This is a genomic window from Pseudomonas sp. UW4 (assembly GCF_000316175.1).
GTDB lineage: Bacteria > Pseudomonadota > Gammaproteobacteria > Pseudomonadales > Pseudomonadaceae > Aquipseudomonas > Aquipseudomonas laurylsulfatiphila.
Map to the genome: position 1 here is coordinate 2,346,450 of NC_019670.1, position 24,644 is coordinate 2,371,093.

Genomic DNA, 24,644 nt, shown 5'->3' on the forward strand with positions numbered 1-24,644 from the left:
GGTCACGCATAACCCCCCTGTAGGAGCGAGCTTGAACTGGCCTAATGATTTTGGACACTTCAATCGGGCGCTATGATGGCGCCCAAATCTGAGGTGTTTGGATATGCGTAAATCTTATTCCAGTGAGTTCAAACTCAAGGCCGCCAGCATGGTGCTGGACGAGGGCCAGTCAGTTCCCGATGTTTGTGCCAGTTTGGATATTGGCCCTACGGCCTTGCGCCGTTGGGTCGACCAGGTTCGCAAAGAACGCTTGGGTTCGACCCCGGTGGGGGCCAAGGCAATCACCGCCGATCAGCGGGAGATTCAGCAGCTCAAAGCGTTGCTCAGGCAAAAAGACCTGGACATTGAAATCCTAAAAAAAGGCCAGTGCTCTCCTGCTTTTGGACTCCAAAGATCATTCTCGCTGATCAATGAGCTGGACGAGCAGTACGGCGTTAACAATTGCTGTCGGGCGTTTGGAGTCACCCGCAGCAGCTTTTACGCCTGGCGTCAGCGTCAGGGCAAGGTGAATCCTGAGCGGGAGAAACTTAAGGCCGTGCTGGTCAAGCATCACAAGGAATCCAGAGCGTCCGCAGGGTCTCGCACCCTGTCCAAGGAACTGCAAGCCAAGGGGCATCGTGTCGGGCGACATATGGCTCGCAGCTTGATGCGCGAAGCCGGTGTTGCCAGCCATCAACGGCGGCGGCACAAGTACAAATCTTCCGGCGTTGAGGCGCTGGTGGCGCCGCATGTGCTCAAGCGCAAGTTTGATGTCACTGCGGTTAACCAAGTGTGGTGCGGCGATGTGACCTACATCAAAGTCGGCACGCGCTGGATGTATTTCGCGGCGGTGCTGGATCTGTTTGCCCGCAGGATCGTGGGCTGGTCGTTTTCGATGATTTCCGATGCCACGCTGACCTGCGAAGCGTTGCGGATGGCGGTCGACCTGCGAGGCCGGCCAAAAGAGGTGCTGTTTCACTCTGACCAGGGCTGCCAATACACCAGTCATAAATTCAGGAAAGAAATGCGCAAACATGGCCTCCTGCAAAGCATGAGTCGCAAAGGTGAGTGCTGGGACAACGCTCCGATGGAGCGTTTCTTTGGAAGCCTCAAGTCAGAGTGGGTACCAGAAGATGGCTACCGCTCGGAACATGAGGCGCGGGTGGATGTGCAGCGTTATGTGATGCGTTACAACAACGTCAGGCTCCATAGCTACAACGGCTACCGGTCGCCGGTAGCTATGGAGAAACTGGCGGCATGAAACCGTAACTGGTGTCCAAAATTAGTTGACCAGTTCAGCTTGCTCGCGATGGTCGATAACGATTACGCGTGATTTCTGGATGCGCGCGGTGTTTTCGAGTCCATCGCGAGCAAGCTCGCTCCTACACGCAAAAAACGGCGCCCTAAGGTGCCGTTTTTGTTCGTGCCTGTTCCTGTAAACGGAGATCGGAAAATCAGATCAAGCGAGTCGGCCAAAGGCAGCGGCGGTTACTCAGGTGGGTCAAGTTGGTCAAGCGCGCGGTTCACCGCCAGCTCGCCCAGCATGATGACTTGCGCAATGCCTAGTAGGGCGTTGCGCCTGGGACCTTCCGTATGATCAGCCAAATCCATGGTCATGACATTGGCCGAAGCCAGCGATTCGCATGCATGGGCCAGCAGGGTTTCTGTATCGAGCTCTGGGTTGACGAAGAACATCGTGCCGACCGAGCGCGGAATATCCATGATGGGGACGTCTGGCTTCAGGTGATAGTCGAGGGTTTGTTCGGCGTCTTCGTGAGGTTTTTTTGAATCGGCGTTTTCGTACGGGGATGGAGGATCGGTCTCCGGCGGATTGGGTGTGACCTTGAACATGGATGGAACTCCGACGCTATTTAAAAGGAGCCATCACCGCCTCGCTACCAAACGAAGGGTGGCGACCATACGAAGGTTGGTAGACCGGGCATCGGAACCGGCGCCCCCGAAGGAGCCCTGCGCATGGTCACCATAAAAACACCGCCCAGACACTGGGCAGTAAAGGTGACGCTATGCGTCGATGCTACGGGCCTACCAAGCCCGATCACTGATTTTTCAATGACCGGCAAACGATAGAACCCAAGCCCACGACGCACAAGCCGGCGGATTCTGTCGCACCGGTAGGCAACGGCGCAAGGTGGTGTAGCTTTCAAGAAGTAATTTTCCAAGCGATTAAACGTGTGCGTTTAAATTTCTTTGAGTGGGCTTCCACTTCGCAAAAAAATTAACTTTTGGAACTATCGCTGTAGGAAATGGGTTGTTGGTTATTGCGAAAATTCCTATTCGTTCAGTTGGCTACGCCATTGGATTGCTTACAGCATGTGTTCCACCGTCTTATTTGTCGTCGCCCAATATTCTCTCTGCTCAGCGTTTCTGCGGAAACGAGAGGGAACGCAACTCCAATCGATGACAATAAGGACGTTTAAATGAATGCATCCCTGAACCCCTCATATTCCAACGAAGTCACCGCTGAGTTTCTCTGCAGTCTTGATGCCCCCCACTTCACTGAAGAACGACTTGCGCAGTTTTGCGAAGAGTCTCTGGCGGTTGTTCGCCAGGGGCAGGCGTACGTGGACGCTCATCCCGCTCACTCCATTTACCGAATCGCAACCGAAGGCAGTCAGACCCGCGATGGCGGGGTGATCCAGCAGGGAACTGCTCGCTTGGTATTCACATTGGAGAGCGGCCAGGAAGTCCGCGCGGCACAGAAGGGCGATTACGTCGTGTACGCAGATGGATCTACGGCGCAGATCGTGACGGGCGCGGGACAAGAAAATAGCCATGTGGCGCTGGTCGGCAGCCGTCTTTGCAATGGCGATGAGATCATCAACACCTTGCAAGGCGGTTTTTTGATAGTGGGGCGTGAAGGGGTGCCGATGGTCGAGGACTTTCTGCCTTCCATCAAGGAGGAAGAACATCAATGAACGAAGGACATTTCATTGGCCTGCATGACAAGACCACCTGTGGCGGCAAGGTCCTGGATGGTCATACCGGAGTCATGATGTACGGCATCGCCCATGCCCGCGAAGGCGATCGGGTCACCTGTGGCAAGGACGGCAAAACTTACAAGATCGTGGGTGGCATTTCGTACATGATCAGTCATGGCAAAGCCGTGGCGGGCACGCTGGACAGCCATAGCGGTTGTCCCTGCAAAGCCCGATTGATCCCCTCGGTGTTTACGGCCACCTATCGCAGTGCTAACTCCGCACCGCGAACGGGCAGGAGTGTTGTGCAACCCGCTGCCAGTGCTGCAACCAGTCAACCGGCAGCGCCACATCAGTCCGGTTTCGCCCCATCCAACCCTCCAGCGTCTGCGATATTCACCCGCGCGGAGCTTCAAGAGCCGGGTTTCTATGTGGTGCCCAAAAGCATGACCCGCGAAGCCCTGGAGGCCACGCTGTTCACCACGCCTGATGCCGCCGTGATGCGCAAGTTTCGAGCGCTCAACCCTGAGCGAGGCGATATCAAGGCCGGTTCGCTGATCGTACTGAGCGACCCGAACAACACCTCCTGCACCTACCAGGAAGCGCAGCTGATGCAGGCCGCGCAACAGGTCAAGTCCGCACTCGACCCCCTGACGCCAGATGAGGCCGATTTCATGTACCGCCACGCGGCGCAAATCGCCAGTTTTACCGGCCAGACCTCGACCTGGCTGGGCGTGAGCGCGGTGGTGATGGAAAAACACCTGAGCCGACTGCGCGACACCCTGCAAGCCATGGAACGCCTGCATCAGGACAGCTATCGTCAGCACGGCCATCTCAAATCGCCGCAGTTTTTCACCGAACGCCAGCGCCTGCTCGCGCAACTGGATGCCCACCTGCTGAACTCCACTCGCCTGCGTGGCCAGACGACCTTGGGTGATCACCCCAAACTGAAGACGGCCCTCGGCATTTCCAGTCGAAGTCTGGTGCATCACTGGAACAAAGCCGGTGCGCCGGGGCAGATACCGGGTTATGCGACCCATGTGGATGCGACCAGTCGGGCCGCGAAGTACATGCAGGCGGGCGGGTACATCGGGATTGGGATTGGTGGGGTTTCTTCGTTGCTGGCTGTTCAGGAGGTTTGTGTTGGTGACGCTGGAGCGGCTTGCGAGAGGGTCCGATTTACAGAAGCAGGAAAGTTTGTCGGATCCACCGTTGGTGGCGCTCTGGGTGCAAGGATAGCCCAATCTGCCAGCGGTCCAATCTGCCTGGCGCTTGGGGTTACAGGAGTTGGTGCGGTTGCCTGCGTTGCGACCGTGATAGGGATTGGCGCATGGATGGGTACGACTGGCTTAGGTGAAGGCGGTGAGAAAGTTGGTGAGATCTTGTACGAAAAAACACAGCCATGATGAGTGAGGATTTTTGGTCGTCTTGGTTTGCTTTCTGGCTTCTGGCCGGCCCAATCTTGCTGGGCTGTGTAAGTATTGCATTTACTCTGTATCTGAGCCGTCATCATCTGGATTCCATGTTGGAGGCCTTGCAGAACAGTCGCTACATCTACATTTGGGGGCCGGGCCTGCGGAATCAGGGTTGGTTTGGGGGCTTCATATTGATTAGCAAGATTGCCGGCATGATGATGTGGCCGAGGGCGTATATCCGCATTGGAGATGTGGACCCTATCGATGTCGCAAACTTCCCTCCTCATCTCAAACGACTTCTGCAAATCGACGCGGTGATGCTTTTTGGTAGCGCAACTTGGGCATTAGCAGGATATGTGCTGATGAAATTTGAGTAGGTTTATGGGCGATCCCCCCAAGCTAAAAACGATACTCGGCATCTTCAGCCGCAGTATGGTGCACCACTGGGACAAAGCCGGTGCGCCAGGGCAGATACCGGGTTATGCGACCCATGTGGATGCGACCAGTCGGGCCGCGAAGTACATGCAGGCGGGGGGGTACATAGGGATTGGTATTGGTGGAGTTTCGTCGTTGCTGGCTATTCAAGAAGTTTGTGTTGGTGACTCTGGAACCGCTTGTGAGAAGGTCAAATTTACTGAAGGAGGGAAATTTGTTGGGTCGACCATTGGTGGGATAGCGGGTGGAGCAGGAGCTCCTTTGATTAGTGGCACTATTTGCCTTGCACTTGGAGTTACGACGGTAATAGGTGGTGTTATCTGCGGTGGGGCCTTGGTAGGGATTAGCGCATGGGTGGGGACAGAAGCAGGTAGCATGGGGGGCGAGTTCATAGGTGAGAAAATATTTGAAGTAACACAGCCATGACCAGCATCGGTACTTGGAATCCGTGGATTGCAATTATTGTTGCTGGCGGTCCAATTATGCTGGGCGCTGTGAACATCGCTTACTGCTTATACCTGAGCCGCCGCCATCTGGACGCCATGATGGAGGCCTTGAAAAACAGTCGCTACATTTTCATTTGGGGCCCTGGATGGCGCGGGCAGGGCTGGTTTGGGGGATTTGTACTGATTACTAAAATTGCCGGGATGGTAGTGCGACCGAGGGCATATATACGCCTCGGTGATGTGGACCCAGGCGATATCGAAAACTTCCCACCTCGGCTGAAGCGTCTTCTGATGATCAACGTGGTGATGACGATCGCTACCCTGATTTGGATGGCCATTACCTACGTGCTACTCGAACTCAGATAACGCGATGGGCGAATCTCCAGGTTGTCATTGAAGCAAAAGACGCAAAAACGGCACCGAAAGGTGCTGTTTTTGTTTGGGGCTGATCGCGATGGCGGTGTATCAGTCAGAGCATCTGCGACTGGAAGACCGCCATCGCGAGCAAGCTCGCTCCCACAGGGATTGTGTGGTGGTCTTGGCATTTAAATCACTTCTGCCCCCCGCGCCTCCAGCAACTCGCGCAACACCGACCGATGACAATGCGCCTCATCCTCGCAATAACAGCCCACGGCCAGGGACGTGCTGTGAGACAGCGCGGCCAGCAGGTCCAGCATCTGGCTGGCGGCGGGCTGGTTCATCTCGGCCTTGAACTTGCGCCGGAACACCTCCCAGGCCTTGGCATCCTGCGCAGCCTTGGCCTCGGCCACCAGTTCCGCGCTGGGTGACAGCAAGGGCTGCCAGACATCATAGAAATCCCGGCTGGCGAATTCGGCTTTCGGTACACCACGGGGAGGGCGGCGCACCGTGCCCAGGCGCAAGCCTTCGTCGGGGCGACGCGGCGAACCCAGTTGAACGATATGGACTGCCATGGCTACTTGAGCCGCGATTCGTCGAACCACTCCAGCGCCGTGCGCCAGAAGCAGATACCGAGGAAATACGCCGACATCAGCAGCCAGAGTCCCATCACCATCGGGTTGATCACTGGATGGTTGAGCACCAGCGACAAGCTGCACAGCAACCAGATGGCCGTCACCGCAATGTTGATCGGCATGAACCGGCGCACGCGGAACGGGTGCAGGAATTTCATCCGGGTCACGGTCAGCAGGGCCAGGCCAATGATGGTCAGGAAGGTGATCCACGGCGACGGGGCGATGATGTACAGACACAGGGCAACCACGTTCCAGGCGGCGGGGAAGCCCTGGAAATAGTTGTCCTTGCTCTTCATGTTGACATTGCAGAAGCAGAACAGCGACGACACCAGAATCAGCGACACGCTCAGCAACAGGGTGTAGTCCGGCAACGGGATATAGCGATAGATGAACAGCGCCGGGATAAACACATACGTCAGGTAATCGATCACCAGGTCGAGGATCGAGCCATCGAAGCTCGGCAACACCGACTGCACGTTGACCTTGCGCGCCAGTGCGCCGTCCAGTCCGTCTACGATCAGTGCGACACCCAGCCAAAGCAGGCAATGGGTCGGCTGGTTATCCAGCAGGGACAGCGTGGCGAGGAAAGCGGTGACCACGCCGGTGGCCGTAAAACCATGGGCGCCCCATGCTTTGAGTCTGGCGATGTACAGGGTTGAAATCACAGGGGCGTTCTCCAGTGAATGAAGCAAGCCAGTTGACGCCCCGCGTAAGGGGGCGGTGGCAACCGGGTCGGGTTGCAGGTATCGACCGGGTATCCGCGGATAAGGTTCACCACCTATCAATCTTAGCCGTGCTAAAAAAATACCCCGGACAATCCGCAGTGATGCGGGTGCGTCGGCCCAACGGCGCTGGCACATTCGTCTGCGAGGTCTATCGTTGCCTGTCTGGATAGAACTCTTTCCAAGAGGACAAGCGTCATGAACACCAGCGATCTGCTCGAACAGTTATTGCGCGCCGGCCAGGGCTCGATGGCGCAACAGAGGGGCAGTGGCGCGTCGGCCCAGGGCGGGCTCGGCGACCTGGGCGGATTGCTCGGCGGGTTGTTGGGCGGTGGCGCCGGTGCTGGTGCGGGTGGCGGTGGTGCAGGGTTGGGCGGTTTGCTCGGTGGTTTGCTGGGCGGCGGTTCGCCGATGGGCGGCGCACCCCAAAGCCGCTCCGGTGGCGGCACCAATTATGCGGCGCTGGCGTCCCTCGGCATGATGGCGTTCCAGGCGTACCAGGCCTGGCAACGCAGCCAGGCGTCGGCACCGCAGGAGGCGCCGCGCACCGTGGACTTGCTGGCCGGCCCGGAAGCCGAGGAACACAGCCATGCGATCCTGCGGGCATTGATTGCCGCGGCCAAGGCCGATGGCCGGATCGATGAGTCCGAAAAGCAGATGATCAGCACTGAAATCGGCCGTCACACCGACGATCCGCAATTGCAGCAATGGCTGGATGATGAAGTCGCCAAGCCGCTGGACGCCAGTGACGTCGCGCAGTCGGCCACCGACCCCGGCATGGCCTCGGAGATGTACCTGGCCAGCGTGATGCTGGTCGACGACCAACAGGACGCCGAGCGCAACTATCTGGATGAACTGGCCGCGGCATTGCAGATCGAGCCAGAGTTGCAATTGCATCTGGAGCAGCAGGCCAGGCGTACTGCCTAAAGCTTCGCGAGCAACCTCGCTCCCACAGGTTGATCCGCGCCGAGCGCAGAGGCTGTGTGCGCTGAAAATCATTGTGGGAGCGAGATTGCTCGCGATGAGGCCGGCACAGTCAACATCCTTGGTGCCTGACACACCGCTTCGCGAGCAGGCTCGCTCCCACAGGTTGGTCCGCGCCGAACGCAGATACTGCGTGCGCTGAAAATCCCTGTGGGAGCGAGCTTGCTCGCGATGAGGCCGGCACAGCCAACATCCTTGGCGCCTGACCCACCGCCATCGCGAGCAAGCTCGCTCCCACAGGTTGATCCGCGCCGAGCGCAGAGGCTGTGTGCTCTGAAAGTCATTGTGGGAGATTCTATGGTTGAGGGAAAGCCCTCAACTGGCTTTTGGCTGATATTCGCTTTGCCCTTTCAGCAAGGCGAATACCACCCGAGCAAGCTTGCGAGCCAGCATCACCAACGCCTGAGTGGTGCTGAACCCCCGAGTTCTTTGTTCTTCGTAATACCCTTTCCAGGCTTTCGTACGGCTAGCCGACATCGCTGCATTGTGCAGAAGTCGGCGGGCCTCGGGGTCACCGCGCTTGGTCAAACTGCGGCGAGCGTCCTTCTGTCCTGATTTCGCCACCCGTAAATCCATGCCCAGGAAGGCGATAAATGCATCCGCGTTTCTAAAATCCCCTCGCTGAAATGCGGTTATCAAGCGGGCCCCAGTCAAAAAACCAATACCCTCAACTTTCAGGCGGCGCTTCAATTGACCGAGCAAACCGGCTTCTTTGAGCTGATCGTTGATCGTCTTTTCGATCAGCGTCTCAAGCTGCTGCATGGACTTCACTTGCTCGGCAAAAGCCGCCTTGAGCAGCGGCTCATTCGACCAGCTCTGCACCAGGCCGACCCTGGCCTGGACCAAGGCTGCGCGACGGCGGAAAAGGCTCAGGAGCTGGCGGTACAGCGGTGAGGGCGGGGTCCAAGGACGCAACTCCTCGGCTTCGTTCTTCAGGTAACGAGCCAGTAGCTTGGCATCCAGTGCGTCGGTTTTGGCGCGGATTTTCACGCCTTCGCGATAATGTTTGAGTTCATAGCCTCCCACCATGTAAATCGTGCAACCGGCCTCATAGGCCAGATCAGCGAAGTCCAGGTGGTAGATGTTGGTCGCCTCAATGGCAATAGCCACCGTCCCCGACAACGCCTTCAGCCACTGCTTGATGGATGTTTTGGTGTTGGCAATCTCTTCAAGCAAATCACCATCAGACTGATAAATCACCAGTTCATTCTTGGCGACATCCACACCCACGATCGGTTTTGATAGAGAGACCGGCATTGCCACAGGATTTCCTCCGGGATAAGGTTTGAGCACTTGAAGGGCTCACCCAGAGGCGCAGGCTTGTTCCTATCGTCGGTCTAGCCAGATGCATTCTTTATCGGCGCTTGGGTGAAAGGAGGAGGGGCGATATCTCCCACGGTCTGTACTGCGTCAACAGTCAGAATCGAGCCTTGTCCCTCCTCCTCCCTTCAAGTCCTACCATACAAGCGAGCCTGCTCGCGATGAGGCCGGCACAGTCAACATCCTTGGTGCCTGACACACCGCTTCGCGAGCAGGCTCGCTCCCACAGGTTGGTCCGCGCCGAACGCAGATACTGCGTGCGCTGAAAATCCCTGTGGGAGCGAGCTTGCTCGCGATGAGGCCGGCACAGCCAACATCCTTGGCGCCTGACCCACCGCCATCGCGAGCAAGCTCGCTCCCACAGGTTGATCCGCGCCGAGCGCAGAGGCTGTGTGCTCTGAAAGTCATTGTGGGAGCGCGGCCGCACCCCGCGCCACAAGCCCGTCCGTCCGGGGCTTTTCAACGCCGATTGAATTATTGCGCCGCTCGCCGGCTCTGCTTGGTTAAGAGACGTTTGCATCCGACGTCCTGGCGCGAAGCAGGTGAGCCATGCCCCGCAACCTCGATGACAGGCGCGATTTTTCGGCGACTGGCGAGCCAGCCGCCAAGCGCTCGAGCAAGGAAAAATCATCGCCACTGACCGGCGCCCGCAAAGCCAGGTTGCCGGATCTGCTCAAGCCGCAATTGGCGACGCTGGTGGACAGGGTCCCGGACGGCTCGTGGAGTTACGAAATCAAGTTCGACGGCTACCGGATCATGGCTCGCATCGACCACGGCGACGTCAGGCTGATCACCCGCAATGGCCACGACTGGACCCACAAACTGCCAGGACAGGCCCAGGCCCTGGTCGCGCTTGGCCTGGAATCGGCGTGGCTCGATGGTGAAATGGTGGTGGCCGACGACCAGGGTGTGCCGGACTTTCAGGCGCTGCAAAACGCCTTCGAGGCGCAGCGCAGCGACGGCATTCTCTACTACCTGTTCGACCTGCCGTACCTCAATGGCGTGGACTTGCGCGAAGTGCCGGTCGAAGAACGTCGGGCGGCGCTGGCGACTGTGCTCAAGGCCAATGACCAGCCGCTGCTGCGCTTCTCCCAGTCGTTTGGCGAGGAGCCGCAAGCCTTGTTCGACAGCGCCTGCCGGATGCGCATGGAAGGCTTGATCGGCAAGCGTCTTGGGTCGCCCTATGTCTCCCGGCGCAGTAGCGACTGGATCAAGCTCAAATGCCAGCATCGGCAGGAGTTCGTCATCGTCGGATTCACCGAGCCGAAAGGCTCGCGCCATGCCTTCGGCGCGCTGCTGCTGGGGCTGCATGACCGCGACACTGGCGATTTGCGCTATGCCGGCAAAGTCGGCACCGGGTTCAATGAGGCGACGCTGCGCAGCCTCCATGAGCAGCTCAAGCCGTTGCAGGTGAAAAAACCGTCGGTGGTCAATCCACCCGGCGGTGCCGAGGCCAGGGATGTGCATTGGCTCAAACCCAAGCTGCTGGCAGAAGTGGCATTCGCTGAAATGACCCGGAATGGTTCAGTGCGCCATGCCGTGTTCCATGGCCTGCGCAATGACAAACCGGCACACGACATCACCGAGGAGCGCGCGAACACCGTGAAAACCTCCACTGCGAAAAAAACCGCTTCCAGGCAAAAGAAGCCCGACCCCGCACCCTCGCAAATCGGCCTGGAAGCGGGGCAGGTGCGCATCACTCACCCGGACCGGGTGATCGACCCCGGCAGCGGCACCACCAAACTGCAACTGGCGCAGTACTACGCGAGTGTCGCCGAGTGGATCCTGCCCGAACTCAAGGATCGCCCGGTGGCGCTAGTGCGTGCACCGGACGGTATCGCGGGCGAGATGTTTTTCCAGAAGAATGCCGAGCACCTGGCGATCCCCGGCATCGCCACGCTGGACAAGCAGCTCACCGGTCAGCCGATGATGCTGATCAACAATGCCGAGGCGCTGATTGGCGCGGTGCAGATGAGCACCGTGGAGTTGCATACCTGGAACGCCACGTCGGCCAACTTCGACAAGCCGGACCGTTTTGTCCTCGACCTTGACCCGGACCCGGCGCTGCCATGGAAACGCATGATCGAGGCCACTGAGTTGACGCTGTCGGTGCTGGATGAGCTGGGGCTCAAGGCGTTTCTGAAAACCAGCGGCGGCAAGGGCATCCATGTGGTGGTACCGCTGACCCGCAAGCTCGGCTGGGATGAGGTCAAGGACTTCAGCCATGCCATTGTCAGCCACATGGCCAGGCTGTTGCCCGAGCGTTTTTCGGCGGTGTCGGGACCGAAGAACCGGGTCGGACGGATCTTCATCGATTACCTGCGCAACGGGCTGGGCGCGACCACCATCTGCGCCTACGCCGTCCGCACCCGTGAGGGCCTGCCGGTGTCGATGCCGATCTTTCGCCAAGAGGTTGCCGAGCTCAAGGGCGGCAATCAGTGGAACCTGCACAACGCACTTGAACGCCTGGCTGAAGTCGGCGATGAGCCCTGGGCGGACATGCGCAAGACACGGCAGGCGATCACTGCCGAAATGCGCCGGCGGGTGGGGATGAAGAAGTGACCGCAAGGATCAGGAAGGAACCTCATGTGGCGAGGGAGCTTGCTCCCGCTCGACTGCGCAGCAGTCGCACAACACGTCGTTGCCGACAGTCATGGGGCCGCTACGCAGCCCGGCGCGAGCAAGCTCGCTCGCCACAAGGGCGGGGTGTTACTTGAGGAACGCCTGGAAGTCGGTACCCAGTTTGTCGATCGCCGCCTTGAAGTCCTTGGCGGTAATCTTCTGGCTTTCATTTTCCAGGGTAGTGCCAAACACCTTGCGCACCACTTTGGCCACGGTCTGATTGCTCTTCGCGTCGATGAACTCGGCTTCGATGAACAGGGTGGTGTCCTGGTCACGGTGACCGGTGGCTGCCTGGGTTGCCCCGACTACAGCCGCGATGGGGACCACTTCGTACCACTTCATGCCTTCGTTCTCGGCGTTCACCCCGGTAATTGCCGCGCGCATGATCAGGGGCCGGGAGCCCGCCGGAGCGGCTGAGGGGGACGACACGACACGGTACCGCTGACCCAGCGTGGCCTTGGCCTTACTGGTCATGTAGTTCTGAATGTCGGTCAGCGTCTGCTGGTTGACCCGCTCATCGGGTTTGGGCGCCGGGTACAGCTCCAGCTTGTTGAACACCACGGTGTCATAGGCATTGGGGTTCCACGAAGGGCTGACCCAGCGCATCGCGGTGCCACCGCTCGGCGTTTCGACTTCCTGCAGGTTGTTGTAGTTGGACAGGAAGCCTGAGTACTGCTCCTTCTCAGTCACTTTCGAGGTGCAACCGCCTAGCAACAGACTTGCCAGCGCAGCGCCGACCAGCAGTTTTCGGGACAGATTCATAGTGGTGTCTACTCCTTGGATAAAATCGTCGTTCTTTCGTTTACAAGACATCAAAATCGCCAGGTCATATTCCCGCTCAGGGCTTGAATCCAGGCATTGTCGAATTCACCGGAAATCTGATTGCCCGATACGGACTTGGCCTGGTCCACCGGCATGTCGCCGAGCCAGACCATGGCCCAACTGACGTTGATATCGGTGTCCTTGTTCAGAGCATAGGTGGCTCCTGTCGCAAGGCGCCAGGATTCGTTCATCGGCACGATCACGCTGCGGTTGCTGTCCGACACTGCACTGCTGTCGTACGCCACACCGACGTTCCACAGCCATTGCTCGGTGGCCTGGTATTGCGCACCCAGGGACAGGTGCCAGGTGTCCTTGAAGCCGGCGTCGACCGTTGTCGATTGCGCACCCACGGCAGTGGTGTCGACCTGCACCCCGATGTCCCCGAATTCCGACCAGTCCTGCCAGTTGACCGAGGCCAGCAAGGCCCATTGCCGGTCCAGTTGCTGGAACAGGCTCAGGGTGACGGTTTGCGGTACCTTCATATCGAGTTCGGTCTTGGTATTGTTGACGCGTTCGAGCAGTCGGCCATCGCCATTCACGTCCAGCCGGTCTTCGAAGTCCAGATCGACCTGGCTGGTGTAGGTCAGGCCAATGCGCGTGCCGGCTTGCGGGGCGTAGATCACCCCAACGTTGGCGCCATAGCCCCAGGTACCGTCCTTGTATTTGTACTGGCCGTCGGTGCGGTCGGTGAAACCGAAGGGGGAGCGGTCGATGGCTGTTTGCGCCTGCAGCATGCCGTACATGGCCTTGATGCCGAGGCCGACCGACCACTGCTCGTTGAAGCGATAGGCCACGCTCGGTACCAGCGACAGGCCGAGCAGGCTGGAGTTCTGCGCGAAGTAGCGGCCGGACCAGTCGTTGTCGTAGTTCACCGCCAACCCGAAGTCGCCGTACTGGCCAAAACCGACGCTCCAGTGCTCGTCCAGTTCATGGCTGATGAAAAAACTGCCGCCGGGAATCGGGTCGAGGGCATTGCCACTGCCGCTGCCCGGGGTGTTGGTGCCGGCGTCGCGGTCGAAGCTCAGGTCGCCGTACAGCACCTGCAAGCCGGCGGTGATTTGCGTACCTGGCAGGTAGCTCATGCCCGCCGGGTTGCTGGCGATGGTCGAGGGGCCTTGGGCGCGGGCGGCAGCACCGGCGTTGGCCAGGCCAGCGTTATCGGTGCCGATTTCGTAAAGCATGAGGCCACCGGCCCAGGCTTGCTGACAGCACAGGGCGAGTAGTGCGGATGCAGATCGGGCAAGTGTTCTGGTCGGCATGTATCTACCTCAGCAAATGTCCATTTCGAACACGGGTGGACGGTATCAGCCACCCGTGGATTCGGCTGTTTACTTGGCCATCTCGGCCCGCGCTGCTGCGATCTTGGCTTTCACCGAGTCAAGGTTGAAGCTCGCACCTTTTTGCATCGGCGGGAACTCGATCGCTGTTTCAGCCAGTTTGGCGACTTGTTGCTGCACGAATACGAAGCGCCAGAACTGGTACTTGAACCAGTCGAAGTATTGTTGCGAACCCTGCGCGGCCTGATTTTCCGGCCAACCCATGCGCTCAAACGGGTCGAGCCGAAGATTGGTCAGGATCGGCACGTCCACAGCAACTTTAGCCCCCATCCATCCACCCGGCTGATCAATGAAGCGATATTTGTAATCGTCTATTCGCACTGCACCCAGGGCACTCTCTCCAAAGTAGAAGATTTCATGCCGGTTCGACGGGCCTTTGCCAGTGATCATTGGTGTTTGATCATAGCCGTCCAGGTGAACTTTGTAGGTGGTATCACCCAATTGTTTGCCCTTGAGCAGTTCCGCCGAGATGTTCGGGTTACCCGCCGCTGCGACCAGGGTCGGGAACCAGTCCAGGCCGGACATGATGCCGTTGGCGACCTGGTTGGCCGGTACCTTGCCCGGCCAGCGAATGATTGCCGGTACCCGGAAGCCACCTTCCATGACCGTGCCTTTGCCCATGGCGAACGGGGTGGTGCCGCCGTCCGGCCAGGTGAAGTTTTCCGCACCATTGTCGGTGGTGAAAATGACGATGGTGTTGTTGTCCATGCCGTCTTTTTTCAGCTTCGCCAGCACGTCGCCAACGATGTCATCGAGCTGCGCCATGCCGGCTTCCTGTTCCGACCAGCCATTCTGCGAGGTGCGCATGGCTTCGTACTTGTCGGACAGGTGGGTGACAATGTGCATGCGGGTCGGGTTGAGCCAGACGAAGAACGGTTTGTTGTCCTGCTTGGCCTTGTCGATGAACGTGAAGGCCTTGTCGCGAATTTCGTCGTCGACGGTTTTCATCCGCTCCGGATAGAGCGTGCCGGCATCTTCGATTTTCTGCTTGCCGACCTTGCCCCAGCGCGGCATCACGGTCGTGTCATCGGTGGTGGTGGCCCAGCTGTGGACCATGTTGCGCGGGCCAACGGTGGCGAGCAGTTCTTGCGGATAGTTGGGGTGCGCCGGGTCTTCCATGGCGTCGAGGTGGTAGAGGTAGCCGAAGAATTCGTCGAAGCCGTGCACGGTGGGCAGGAACTCGTTCAGGTCACCCAAGTGGTTCTTGCCGAACTGGCCGGTGGCATACCCCATGGCCTTGAGCGCGGTCGCGATGGTGACGGCTTCGGCGGGAATACCCACGGGCGAGCCGGCCTGGCCGACGGTGGTCATGCCGGTGCGAATCGGCAGTTCGCCGGTGATGAAATTGGCGCGCCCGGCCGTGCAACTGGCCTCGGCGTAATAGTCGGTGAAGCGCATGCCTTCAGCGGCGAGCTGGTCGAGGTTGGGTGTTCTGCCAGCCATCATGCCCTGGTTGTAGACGCCGATATTCGACCAGCCGATATCGTCGCCCATGATCACCAGGATGTTGGGGGCCTTGTCAGCGGCCAGGGTCATGCCGGGAATCGCCATTGCGGACAGCAACAGCGGTACCGCAAACATCGAGGATAAGGTTGTCCGGTTCATGTCGAGCTCCTGCGTACTTGCGTGAGTACAGAGAGACGCGCCCCCAGACGCCATTCAAATTCGTAACCCCCCGCGAAGAGCGTAGGTTTGAATGGCGAAATATCCAGTTTTGGATAGTCAGAAAGTGAGTGTTTCAGGCGCTTTGCACTTCAATGGCGTACCGGTAAATGTGCGGGTCGAATCGGGCGGCGAGCGATACTCGCCGCCTCCATCGTCATGACCGGGCGGCAGTGGCGACCAGCAACGGTGCCATTTGCTCATCGGTCAATGCGGCGTGCACGTCCATGCTCATCAGGTCGTTCCACTCCAGCACCCACTTTTGAATCGGCACCAGATCACTCGCCTCGGCAATGCCGAAGCCGGCCGAGCTGCCTACGGCGTGCCAGCGTCCGTGCATGGTGACGCCTGCGGGCGGCGCGCCACCGGTCTTGAGGAAACGTGCGATTGCGGCATCACGGTTGTCCGGGCTGATTGTCCAACTGACGATGAATAACATCGGCTACCTCCTGTTGCGCATCGGCACCTGTAGTTGCGCGTACCTGGCAGGTGCCGGACCGTGGCCACGCTTGGGTGTGCAGTTCCATCCTGGCTGGCTTGCAGCGAAATCTCCCAAGGAAGGCATAGCAGTGCCCCGGGAATCACGTACGACCGCTGATCCTGTTCCGGTGCTTTTTCGAGGGGGTAACAGACGCCTGTTTCACCAGCGAAACATGGGCAGCGGCCGCAGCGGCGAGCGGAGCAATTGGCGGGCTGAAAGCTTCATCAGCATCGAGTGAAAACCGTGATCGGGAAAGGTCGATTGCACGGTTTTGATGAAGCGTCGGGGCAGGCCGAAGCGGACCAGGCCCAGGGACACATCCACCAGATCGGCCCGGCGGAAGGGTTCGACGCTGTCGGCACAGGCGCCGCGATACCGGCGCAGCTTGTGGTGCTCGAGTATCAACGCACTGACTTCATCTTTGAGTTGCGGGCGTTGTCGGCTGTCGAGATATTCAGTGGCCAGTGCAATGGACGGCGGCAGGTAGTCAAGGGTGTCATCGGTCCAGATACCCAGGTCATGAAACGCCGCTGCGATCTGTACGGCATCCGAGGGCAAGCCTTCGGTACCGCTGAGGGCCGCATGGAAATTCAGCACCCGGTAAATGTGGTTGCGGTAGCCCTGCAGGTCGGCGCCGATGGCCAGGGCGAACGAGGTGAGAATCTCGTCGGTGAGGGGGAATTCGAGAATGGGCTTCATCAGGCGTCACGCAACAGGTCGTTGGCATTGAGCAGCTCGTAGGCAATCTCCGGGCGCTTTTCCATGGCTCGGCGAATGGCGGCCGGGATGTTGGCGCGGGTCTTGCGGCACAGCCCCGGCAGTTCGCCGATCTGGATGCCGATGCCGCGCATGGTGCGCACCTCATTGAACCCGGGGGCGATGTCCACGCGGATGCCCAACTGTTCGAGCATACGCCGTTGCAGGTGCTCCAGATCGCTCAGGCTCTGCAGATTCTCCAGGCGTTCGATCAGGCGTTTTTCTTCGTTGCGGGTCAGAAACAGAATGCGCAGGTCGGCCCCCGGTGTTTCCAGCAGCGGGTCACGCCCGCAGTCGCAGGCGCCGGGCGGGCAGGGTGAGCGAATTGGAGCGGTGGTGGTCATGGGGATCAATCATAGAGCGCGGTGATTGAGTTTGCCCATAGGGATTTTGGGAGAGTATGCAAAGCAATGTGGGAGCGAGCCTGCTCGCGAAAGCGGAGTGTCAGTCGCCATCTTGGGTGACTGTCAGGCCGTCTTCGCGAGCAGGCTCGCTCCCACAGGTTTTACGGTGAGTCTCGCTTACCTCACTTCAAGACCAGCATCCGGTAAACGCCGTCTTCAACCTCGATCCCGTGGGTGTCATGGGTGAAGCCTGGGAAGGATTTGTCGAAGGCTTCCAGTGCCTTGAGATACGCCAGCAGCGGACCGTCCGCGGGGCCTGCGTTCTCGCCCGGCATGAGCAACGGGATACCTGGCGGGTACGGCACGATACCGGTGGCGGCGAGGCGTCCGGCGGCCTGCTCGAGGGTGACCAGTTCGATGTCGTTGCGCACCAGTTTCTCGTAGGCCTCCACCGGGCTGAATTCGGCTTTTGGCAAGGTGCCGAAGGCCTGGGACATGTTGGCGGTGGTCTTGTGTTTCTTCATGGCGGCGAAGATTTCGTCGGCCAGATCCTTGAGGCCCATGCCGGCATAGCGTCGCTGGTTGGCGTTGTACAGGTCGGGCAGGCACAGCTCCAGTTCGGCGTTGTCGTCGTAGTCGCGCTTGAAGTCGAGCAGGGCGTTGAGCAGCGTGCCCCACTTGCCTTTGGTGATACCGATGGAGAACAGGAACAGGATGGTGAAGTCGGTGGTTTTCTCGACCACGATACCCTGGCGGCCCAGGTACGCCGTGATCACACAGGCCGGGATACCGGAGGCGAGCAGGTTGCCGTCGTCGCCCATGCCCGGGGCAAGTACCGACACCTTGATCGGGTCGAGCATGCAGTAGCCGTCTTCGATGTCACCGAAACCGTGCCATACCGCATTCGGGTGCAGGACCCAGCAGTTCGGGTCGGTTTTGAGCGTAGCCGGGTCGACCTCATGGAAGGGCACGGTCGCGGCGCCCACCTGTACGGTCGGCGGCTGCCAGCAGGTGAAGAACCAGTCGTCCTTGCTCAGCATCTCGTTGTACATGCGCGAGAGAACCTGGCGGAAGCTGATGGCTTCTTCGATCGACTCGCTGGTGAGGATCTGCCCGCTCGGCGCTTCCATCATCGCCGAGCTGACGTCGCAGGACGCCATGATCGCGTAGTTCGGCGAGGTCGAGGCGTGCATCATGTACGACTCGTTGAAGCGCGCATGTTCAATCGGGTTACGGCCGTCGCGCACGTGGATCATCGAGGCCTGGGACAGGGCGGCCAGCAACTTGTGGGTCGACTGGGTGGCGAACACGGTCGGCTTGGACTTGTCGTGATCGGCCGGATTGCCGTGCATGGCATGGCGTCCGCTGTACAGCGGGTTGAAGCGCGCATAACCGTACCAGGCTTCGTCGAAGTGCAGGCGGTCGACGCTTTCGCCCAGCAACTCTTCGACGCGGGTGACGTTGTAGGTCAGGCCGTCGTAGGTCGAGTTGGTGACAATCGCGTGCACCGGCGTCGGGTCGATGCCTTTCTTGACCAGCGGGTTGTTGGCGATGGCGGCTTTCACGCCTTCGGCGCTCAGGGTCTGCGGCAGGATCGGGCCGATGATGCCGTAGCGGTTGCGGGTCGGTACCAAGTAGGTCGGAATCGCCCCGGACAGGGTCATCGCATGCTCGGCGGACTTGTGGCAATTGCGGTCGCACAGGGCGATCTGGTTGCGCGTGACGCTGGCCATGAGAATGACGCGGTTGGACATCGACGAACCGTTGGTCACGTAGTACGTGCGGTGTGCGCCGAAGACCTTGGCGGCATAACGTTCGCCCTGGCCGATGGGGCCGCTGTGATCGAGCAGGGAGCCCAGTTCGCCGACCGAGATCGACAGGTCGGAACGCAGCAGGTTTTCACCGAAGAACTCGTAGAAGGCGCGCCCGGCAGTGCTCTTGAGAAACGCGGTGCCGCCGGCATGGCCTGGGGTGTGCCAGGAGTATTCATAGGTGCGGGCAAACTTCACCAGCGCGCCGAACATCGGCGGCAAGGCCGCCTGACGATAGCGTTCGATGGCGGCCAGGATGCGCCCGCTGAGGAAACCGGTGGTGTCTTCGGGCAGCCAGATGAAGTCGTCGGCGTGTTGCATGACCAGCAACGGAATGCTCGACGCGGTGGTACGGTCACTGATCAGGAACACCGGAACGCGGGTGTTGCGCTCGCGCAGTTTGACCAGCAGTTTGATGCAGTCGGCGTGGCCTTCGCTGGTGTCCATTTCCCAGCGGATGAGCACGCACTGAACGGCAGGGTCCGACCGCAGGATCGATGCGGCGTCCGAGAGGCTTTCCGAAGCCAGAACACTGACGCCACGTCCCTCTACATCGTTGACCAGATGATCCAGGGCGCGGCCAAACACCGTTCGTTTGTCCGGTGGGCTGCTGACCAGCAGCGCCAGCATGCCCAGCGAGTGTTTATAGTCCGTCATGCTTGAATCTCCAGAGTGGCTTTATTCAGATTGTTCACCGGCACTGGCTCGGCAGTGAGGTGCTGCGCGCTGACGGTTTGCGTCGGTACGCTGTTGTTGAGTGCTTCGAGGCGAATCAGGCGGTTGTTGACGAAGCCGAACAGGGTGTAGCCGAAGATCGTGGCGACGCCACCGAGCATCAGGGCCTGCTCACCGGAACTGTACAGCGCCAGGTAGCTGTAGGCCGCCGCGATCAGCGCAATGACGTTGGTGGCCAGGGCCTTGCCTTCCGGCACGTTGGAGACTTTCTGCATGGTCATCAGTGCGGCCATGGACAGGATGTACGGCACCAGGTTGGTCACCACCGCGAGGTTGACCAGGGTGTCGAACTGCTTGCTCAGGTCGGGACTGATGGTGAGCAGGGCCAGTGCGGTCTGTGCGGCGAGCAGCACCAGCATGCCGACAATCGGGGTGCCCGCCTTGTTGGCCTTGGCGAAGATCGACAGGAAGTAACCGGTGTCTGCCGAGCTTTTGTACACCTGAGCGATGGTGAACTGCCAACCCAGCAAAGAGCCGATGCAGGCAAGCACCATGGCCGCCATCACGATGTCACCGATCATCGGGGTGAACATCTTGGCGAACACCAGGCCAAACGGCGCCGTGGACGCGACCAGTTCTTCGTTGCCGACGATACCGAAGATGACGTTGGTGGAGACGATGTAGATCACCGCCGCACCCAGGGTGCCGCCCAGCACGGCAATCGGTACGTTGCGCTCAGGGTTTTCCACCGCGTCGGTGTTGGCGCAAGCCGATTCCAGGCCAAGGAAGGCCCACAGGGTGATCGCCACCGAGGCACCGGCCGCTTCGAACCAGCCTTTGTCATGAGGGTTCCAGCCAGCGGCGTAGACGCTGCTGTCGAAATAGAACCAGCCCACCGTGGACACCAGCACCACCGGCGCAATCACCCCCCAGACGGTGATCGCGCCGATCCGGCCGGTAATGCGCGCGCCGCCAAAGTTGGCGAAGGTGGTAATCCACAACAAGGCAATGGTCGCGAGACCGACTTGCAGTGAATCAAGTTTTATTCCGAACAACGTCTGTATATAGCCGACCGCGGTAATACTGATCGCCACGTTGGCAATCAACAGTGAGAGGCCGTAGGTGTAGTTGGTGATGTAGTTACCGGCTTTACCGAACGTGTATTCGGCATAGCCGCCCATGCCGCCGGTCTTGCGGCTGAGCATCCCGCATCGCGCAAAGGCGTAGGCCAGAGCCAGGGAGCCGGTGGCCGTCACCAGCCAGGAAAGAATCGAAATTGCACCGACTTCCGCTAGTTTCGTCGGTAATAACACAATGCCTGAGCCCAACATGTTGACGGCGGTCAACATTGTCAGTTGCCCCACACTCATTTTTTTTGCGACTGACATTCCGTTGCCTCACTTAGTTGGCGATTGAGAGTCTTAGCTATAGCAAAGGATTGAAAACTCGCAAGAAATGGCCTTGGCCATCTCGTTTTTTGCACTCATTTGCAAAAAAGGCACGATGCTGGCCCCCAAGTTTAGAAATCCCCCGCAAAATTAGTTCATTTTCAACTAGTTAGATAGGTCAAGATGCGCAAGATATGGATCGCGTTAATTCCGCTAGTTGTTGCGGGTATCAGCAATTCGACGCAAGCCAAAGAACTGGCCACCCAGGATCAATACATGTGCAGTTGGGGCGCGGGCACTGCTGCAAGGGCACAGGAACTCAAGCTTTCAGGCGTTTCTCTATACGCAGCGCGGCAGAAAATCCAGGCCTACAAGTTCTCCAAAACATGGATGCGCATGATGGCACTCGGTATTACAGAGCAAACTTATGACAGTTCGTCGCGATTGAAACCGACTGCCGTGCGGCAAAGCTTTTATGAGGACTGCGTCAGGTACAAGTTGGCGCGCAAATAATGAAGAAGCGGGCGCCGGTCGGATCGACTGCAGGGCGGGCCGGTGACGTCTATATTGATTGACCATCCCGGCGATCGAATGGGGTGTTAGTACCGGTTTTCTACAACTCAATCAGGAGGTCAGCATGAACCAGATCGATAAAGTGTTGTACACCGCCAAGACCCACACCACCGGCGGGCGTGACGGCGCCTCCCGCAGTTCCGACGGCATCCTCGATGTGAAGCTTTCGTCACCAGGTGCGGGCGGTGGCGGTACTAACCCCGAGCAATTGTTCGCTGCCGGGTGGTCAGCCTGCTTTATCGGCGCCATGCAAGTGGCAGCCAGGGAAATGAAAGTGGCGTTGCCCAAGGATGTGGCTGTCGATGCGGAAGTCGACCTGGGCACTAATGAAGGCGGCTACCTGCTTCAGGCCCGGCTCAATGTCAGCCTGCCGGGGCTGGACCGTGAAATCGCACAGAAAATCGTCGACACCGGGCACCAGTACTGCCCGTACTCGAAAGCCACGCGCAATAACATCAACGTCGAGCTCAAGCTCGTTTGAGTTGACGTGAAAAGCTCGCCGCCAACAATGACCTGACCCAGGGTGAGCCGAGGGCATTGAAATTGTCGGTGACGGTGGATTTCCACGGGATGTTTTTTGGGCAACTCCTGTGGGAGCGAGCTTGCTCGCGATGGCGGCGTACCATTCACATCAATGTTGACTGACCCGCCGTAAATCGCGAGCAAGCTCGCTCCCACAGGTACTGTGTTTTACCTGACCTGCAATGTGAGATCTTTTTGACGTTGCGGCGCTACGGGAAAATCAATTCATCTTGCTGTGATCATGCGCCATGTTGCCGTGATCCATGGTGCCAATCGCCTTGGCGACGGCCTCAACCTGGATCGACTCTTTCTCGCCCTTGGCGTCTTCGACGGTCAGGGTCAGCGGCACCTTGTCGCCTTCCTTGATCTGGCCCGTCAGGTTCATGAGCATGATGTGGTAGCCATTGGGATCGAGGCTCACCGCTTTACCGGCCGGCAGTGCCACGGCGTCCACCTGCTGCATTTTCATCACGTCGTCTTTCATGCTCATTGCATGAATCTGCACCAGAGCTGCCACCGGCGTTTGCACACTCAACAGTTTGCTGTCGCTGTTCGCGGTGACGGTCATGAAGGCGCCGCTCGATGGCTGGCCGGCTACGGTGGCGCGGACCCAGGCGTCATCGACCCGGGTTTGTGCCGACACCTGAAAGGCCAGACCGACCAGGGACAAGCCCAGTGCCAGTTGCTTGCAGCGTTGCACGAAACGGTTCTTAGCCTGCGGGGCATTCATATCAGCAAACCTCCATCACGGTGAGCAGGTCCTCTGCGCACTCTTTGGCTGTCAGGGACGCGGACAGCCCCAGGCGCAGATTGCCCCGGGAGTCGAAGACATAACTGGTCGCGGTATGGGAGAGGGTATAGGTATCGCCGCTCGGGACTTTTTCAAAGAACACGCCGAATTCCTTGGCGGTGGCGGCGGTTTGTTCCAGGGTGCCGTACAGCGCTTCGAAACTCGGGTCGAAGGCCTTGACGTATTTGTCGAGCAGTTCTGGCGTGTCGCGCTCCGGGTCCAGGGTGATGAAGATCACCTGCAGCCTTTCGCCATCGCGGCCCATCAGCTTTTTGGCCTGGGCGGCACGGGCCAGCGTGGTGGGGCACACGGCCGGGCACTGGGTGAAACCGAAGAACACCATCGGCATCAGGCCGCGATAGCTGCCCAGCATCCTGGTTTCGCCTTCGGCGTTCGTGAGCTTGAAGTTACGCCCCATGATCTTGTCGCTGAGGTCTTTGCCGTACTTGAACGACAGCTTGCTGCTGTCGTCGCAACCGGCGAGCAGGCCCAGGCTCAACAGGCCCATGCCTTGCAGGACAGTTCGGCGGGTATACAAAGTACTCATGGAAAAAAGCATCCTGTTGAACAGGCTGAAACTGACAGCGTAGTGACTGTACAGACGAAAAAAACGTGGGGATCTTAACAAACTGTGCCGGTAGCGGCGGGGTGGATACGACCATTGGACCGGCGTAGAGGCGTGACATAGTGTCGCGCCGGAGGTTGAAGGCAAGCCCACTCACCACAATTAACGACGCAGCTTCGCGCAATGATCCTGTTCCGGCTGTGCGGCCGTGTACCACACGTAATCCGCGCTCTCGGCCGTCACGGTCTTGCCCGCTTCGGCGAGGATCAGCACGGCGTTGCCTTCACCGGCACCGAGGTCTTTCAAGTGCAGCGGCACCCCGAGATCCTTGCGCACGTGAAAGGCCCCGGCCAGTAGCAACGCCGGCGTCGGCGCGGCCATCAGGCGCTCGGCCATGCGCCGGTCGCGTTGTTGCTGCACGGCGAGCATGGCCGGCATTTGTGATTCGGGCAGCAGACCGCAATGGGATTGGCGGATGTCGTCCAGCAAGGTCGCCTGCACCTGTCGGGTGGTGGACGCTGCGCCATTCAACTCAGGGCGCTGTCGGTAGATCTGCATGATCTGCGCGCGGTCCAGATTCGCCGCCAGCAGCGGATAGGGTTGGCGCAGCGCGTAGGTGACGAGGGCACCGTAGACACTCCAGTCCCAATTGGCCTGCCAGGCCAGCGCCTTGAACGCATCGGCCGGCGGCTGGCCGGCACGAGTCGCGGCTTGCGCGGCATCGACTTTGGCCTGTTGATCGGGATTGAGCATCTCCATCAGCAGACTGCCTTGGGCACGCTGTGCCGCCAGCTCGCGCAGCAACCACAATTGCAGGGCGTGGTGGTCCGGGTTGTCGTGCTGTTCACCGACCAGAACCCGCGGCGCAACGGCCAGGCGTTCGACCAGTTCCTGCGGGGTCAGCGTACGACCGCTGGCCAGTTCGCGGATGACGCCGAGATCGGCGTGATCGCGCCCTTGCGGGGCAATCGGCGCCGGGGGCGGCGTTACAGAGTGGGTTTGGCAGGCAGCCAACAGGCTGAATGCACACAGCAACAGAAAGCGCATCGGTTTTCCTTGAATAGACA

General features: G+C 59.4%; 25 protein-coding genes and 1 pseudogene. 11 read left to right on the forward strand and 15 right to left on the reverse strand.

Annotated elements, in window-relative coordinates:
• The first annotated feature begins 103 nt into the window (after positions 1-103).
• Positions 104-1,240, forward strand: coding sequence for an IS3 family transposase (locus PPUTUW4_RS10255; RefSeq protein WP_015092973.1), 1,137 nt, complete (start codon positions 104-106; stop codon positions 1,238-1,240).
• A 227-nt stretch (positions 1,241-1,467) separates the two neighbouring features.
• On the opposite strand, the gene PPUTUW4_RS10260 is transcribed toward PPUTUW4_RS10255, so the two are convergent.
• A complete protein-coding gene (locus PPUTUW4_RS10260) occupies positions 1,468-1,830 on the reverse strand; it encodes a DUF6124 family protein (protein ID WP_015094569.1) in 363 nt (120 codons plus the stop codon).
• 587 nt (positions 1,831-2,417) lie between these two features.
• Here PPUTUW4_RS10260 and PPUTUW4_RS10265 point away from each other — a divergent pair.
• The 6 genes and pseudogenes from PPUTUW4_RS10265 (at position 2,418) to PPUTUW4_RS10285 (ending at position 5,577) form a co-directional block, all read left to right on the forward strand.
• The gene (locus PPUTUW4_RS10265; RefSeq protein WP_015094570.1) at positions 2,418-2,915 is read left to right on the forward strand and encodes a hypothetical protein; all 498 of its coding nucleotides are present in this window, start codon (positions 2,418-2,420) and stop codon (positions 2,913-2,915) included.
• Positions 2,916-2,992: 77 nt separating this feature from the next.
• A pseudogene (locus PPUTUW4_RS30610) lies at positions 2,993-3,064 on the forward strand (PAAR domain-containing protein); the annotation flags it as partial.
• A gap of 297 nt (positions 3,065-3,361) precedes the next feature.
• Positions 3,362-4,321, forward strand: coding sequence for a hypothetical protein (locus PPUTUW4_RS10270; RefSeq protein WP_343228947.1), 960 nt, complete (start codon positions 3,362-3,364; stop codon positions 4,319-4,321).
• Positions 4,318-4,707 (forward strand): hypothetical protein, encoded by a 390-nt coding sequence (locus PPUTUW4_RS10275; protein ID WP_015094572.1) that lies wholly within the window; start codon positions 4,318-4,320, stop codon positions 4,705-4,707. Before PPUTUW4_RS10270 ends, PPUTUW4_RS10275 begins: the two co-directional genes overlap by 4 nt.
• A gap of 4 nt (positions 4,708-4,711) precedes the next feature.
• Entirely contained in the window at positions 4,712-5,191 is a 480-nt protein-coding gene (locus tag PPUTUW4_RS10280; protein ID WP_041474826.1) for a hypothetical protein, read from the forward strand.
• The gene (locus PPUTUW4_RS10285; RefSeq protein ID WP_015094574.1) at positions 5,188-5,577 is read left to right on the forward strand and encodes a hypothetical protein; all 390 of its coding nucleotides are present in this window, start codon (positions 5,188-5,190) and stop codon (positions 5,575-5,577) included. The genes PPUTUW4_RS10280 and PPUTUW4_RS10285 overlap by 4 nt, the downstream gene beginning before the upstream one ends.
• A 179-nt stretch (positions 5,578-5,756) precedes the next feature.
• Here the strand turns inward: PPUTUW4_RS10285 and PPUTUW4_RS10290 are convergent, their stop codons facing one another.
• Positions 5,757-6,143, reverse strand: coding sequence for a DUF488 family protein (locus tag PPUTUW4_RS10290; protein WP_015094575.1), 387 nt, complete (start codon positions 6,141-6,143; stop codon positions 5,757-5,759).
• A gap of 2 nt (positions 6,144-6,145) precedes the next feature.
• Positions 6,146-6,868: a phosphatidylcholine synthase gene (gene pcsA / locus PPUTUW4_RS10295; protein ID WP_015094576.1), complete on the reverse strand. Its 723-nt coding sequence runs from the start codon at positions 6,866-6,868 to the stop codon at positions 6,146-6,148.
• Between the two features lie 255 nt (positions 6,869-7,123).
• On the opposite strand from pcsA, the gene PPUTUW4_RS10300 reads away from it, so the two are divergent.
• On the forward strand, positions 7,124-7,852 hold the full coding sequence (locus tag PPUTUW4_RS10300; protein ID WP_015094577.1) for a tellurite resistance TerB family protein: 729 nt from the start codon (positions 7,124-7,126) through the stop codon (positions 7,850-7,852).
• 372 nt (positions 7,853-8,224) lie between these two features.
• On the opposite strand, the gene PPUTUW4_RS10305 is transcribed toward PPUTUW4_RS10300, so the two are convergent.
• On the reverse strand, positions 8,225-9,166 hold the full coding sequence (locus tag PPUTUW4_RS10305) for an IS110 family transposase (protein WP_015094578.1): 942 nt from the start codon (positions 9,164-9,166) through the stop codon (positions 8,225-8,227).
• Positions 9,167-9,778: 612 nt separating this feature from the next.
• Here PPUTUW4_RS10305 and ligD point away from each other — a divergent pair.
• Entirely contained in the window at positions 9,779-11,791 is a 2,013-nt protein-coding gene (gene ligD, locus PPUTUW4_RS10310) for a DNA ligase D (protein WP_083884547.1), read from the forward strand.
• Between the two features lie 147 nt (positions 11,792-11,938).
• Here ligD and PPUTUW4_RS10315 read toward each other — a convergent pair whose 3' ends face one another.
• From PPUTUW4_RS10315 to potE, 8 genes are all read right to left on the reverse strand, one after another.
• Positions 11,939-12,613: a DUF3313 domain-containing protein gene (locus PPUTUW4_RS10315; protein ID WP_015094579.1), complete on the reverse strand. Its 675-nt coding sequence runs from the start codon at positions 12,611-12,613 to the stop codon at positions 11,939-11,941.
• Between the two features lie 50 nt (positions 12,614-12,663).
• Entirely contained in the window at positions 12,664-13,932 is a 1,269-nt protein-coding gene (locus PPUTUW4_RS10320) for an OmpP1/FadL family transporter (protein WP_015094580.1), read from the reverse strand.
• 69 nt (positions 13,933-14,001) lie between these two features.
• Positions 14,002-15,615, reverse strand: coding sequence for an arylsulfatase (locus PPUTUW4_RS10325; protein ID WP_015094581.1), 1,614 nt, complete (start codon positions 15,613-15,615; stop codon positions 14,002-14,004).
• 214 nt (positions 15,616-15,829) lie between these two features.
• Positions 15,830-16,111 (reverse strand): DUF3303 family protein, encoded by a 282-nt coding sequence (locus PPUTUW4_RS10330; protein ID WP_015094582.1) that lies wholly within the window; start codon positions 16,109-16,111, stop codon positions 15,830-15,832.
• Positions 16,112-16,312: 201 nt separating this feature from the next.
• The gene (locus PPUTUW4_RS10335) at positions 16,313-16,852 is read right to left on the reverse strand and encodes an HD domain-containing protein (protein WP_015094583.1); all 540 of its coding nucleotides are present in this window, start codon (positions 16,850-16,852) and stop codon (positions 16,313-16,315) included.
• On the reverse strand, positions 16,852-17,253 hold the full coding sequence (locus PPUTUW4_RS10340) for a hypothetical protein (protein ID WP_015094584.1): 402 nt from the start codon (positions 17,251-17,253) through the stop codon (positions 16,852-16,854). The genes PPUTUW4_RS10335 and PPUTUW4_RS10340 overlap by 1 nt, the downstream gene beginning before the upstream one ends.
• A gap of 182 nt (positions 17,254-17,435) precedes the next feature.
• Positions 17,436-19,721 carry an Orn/Lys/Arg decarboxylase N-terminal domain-containing protein gene (locus PPUTUW4_RS10345; protein WP_015094585.1) on the reverse strand — a complete coding sequence of 762 codons (2,286 nt, stop codon included), beginning with the start codon at positions 19,719-19,721 and terminating at the stop codon, positions 17,436-17,438.
• Positions 19,718-21,127 (reverse strand): putrescine-ornithine antiporter, encoded by a 1,410-nt coding sequence (gene potE, locus PPUTUW4_RS10350; RefSeq protein WP_015094586.1) that lies wholly within the window; start codon positions 21,125-21,127, stop codon positions 19,718-19,720. The genes PPUTUW4_RS10345 and potE overlap by 4 nt, the downstream gene beginning before the upstream one ends.
• A 183-nt stretch (positions 21,128-21,310) precedes the next feature.
• On the opposite strand from potE, the gene PPUTUW4_RS10355 reads away from it, so the two are divergent.
• Positions 21,311-21,640 (forward strand): hypothetical protein, encoded by a 330-nt coding sequence (locus PPUTUW4_RS10355; protein ID WP_015094587.1) that lies wholly within the window; start codon positions 21,311-21,313, stop codon positions 21,638-21,640.
• Positions 21,641-21,764: 124 nt separating this feature from the next.
• Positions 21,765-22,181: an organic hydroperoxide resistance protein gene (locus tag PPUTUW4_RS10360; RefSeq protein ID WP_015094588.1), complete on the forward strand. Its 417-nt coding sequence runs from the start codon at positions 21,765-21,767 to the stop codon at positions 22,179-22,181.
• Between the two features lie 261 nt (positions 22,182-22,442).
• On the opposite strand, the gene PPUTUW4_RS10365 is transcribed toward PPUTUW4_RS10360, so the two are convergent.
• The 3 genes from PPUTUW4_RS10365 to PPUTUW4_RS10375 form a co-directional block, all read right to left on the reverse strand.
• A complete protein-coding gene (locus PPUTUW4_RS10365) occupies positions 22,443-22,952 on the reverse strand; it encodes a copper chaperone PCu(A)C (protein ID WP_015094589.1) in 510 nt (169 codons plus the stop codon).
• Position 22,953: 1 nt separating this feature from the next.
• Positions 22,954-23,559: an SCO family protein gene (locus tag PPUTUW4_RS10370; protein WP_015094590.1), complete on the reverse strand. Its 606-nt coding sequence runs from the start codon at positions 23,557-23,559 to the stop codon at positions 22,954-22,956.
• 180 nt (positions 23,560-23,739) lie between these two features.
• Complete coding sequence (locus PPUTUW4_RS10375) at positions 23,740-24,624, reverse strand: ChaN family lipoprotein (protein WP_015094591.1); 885 nt, start codon at positions 24,622-24,624, stop codon at positions 23,740-23,742.
• Positions 24,625-24,644 lie beyond the last annotated feature (20 nt).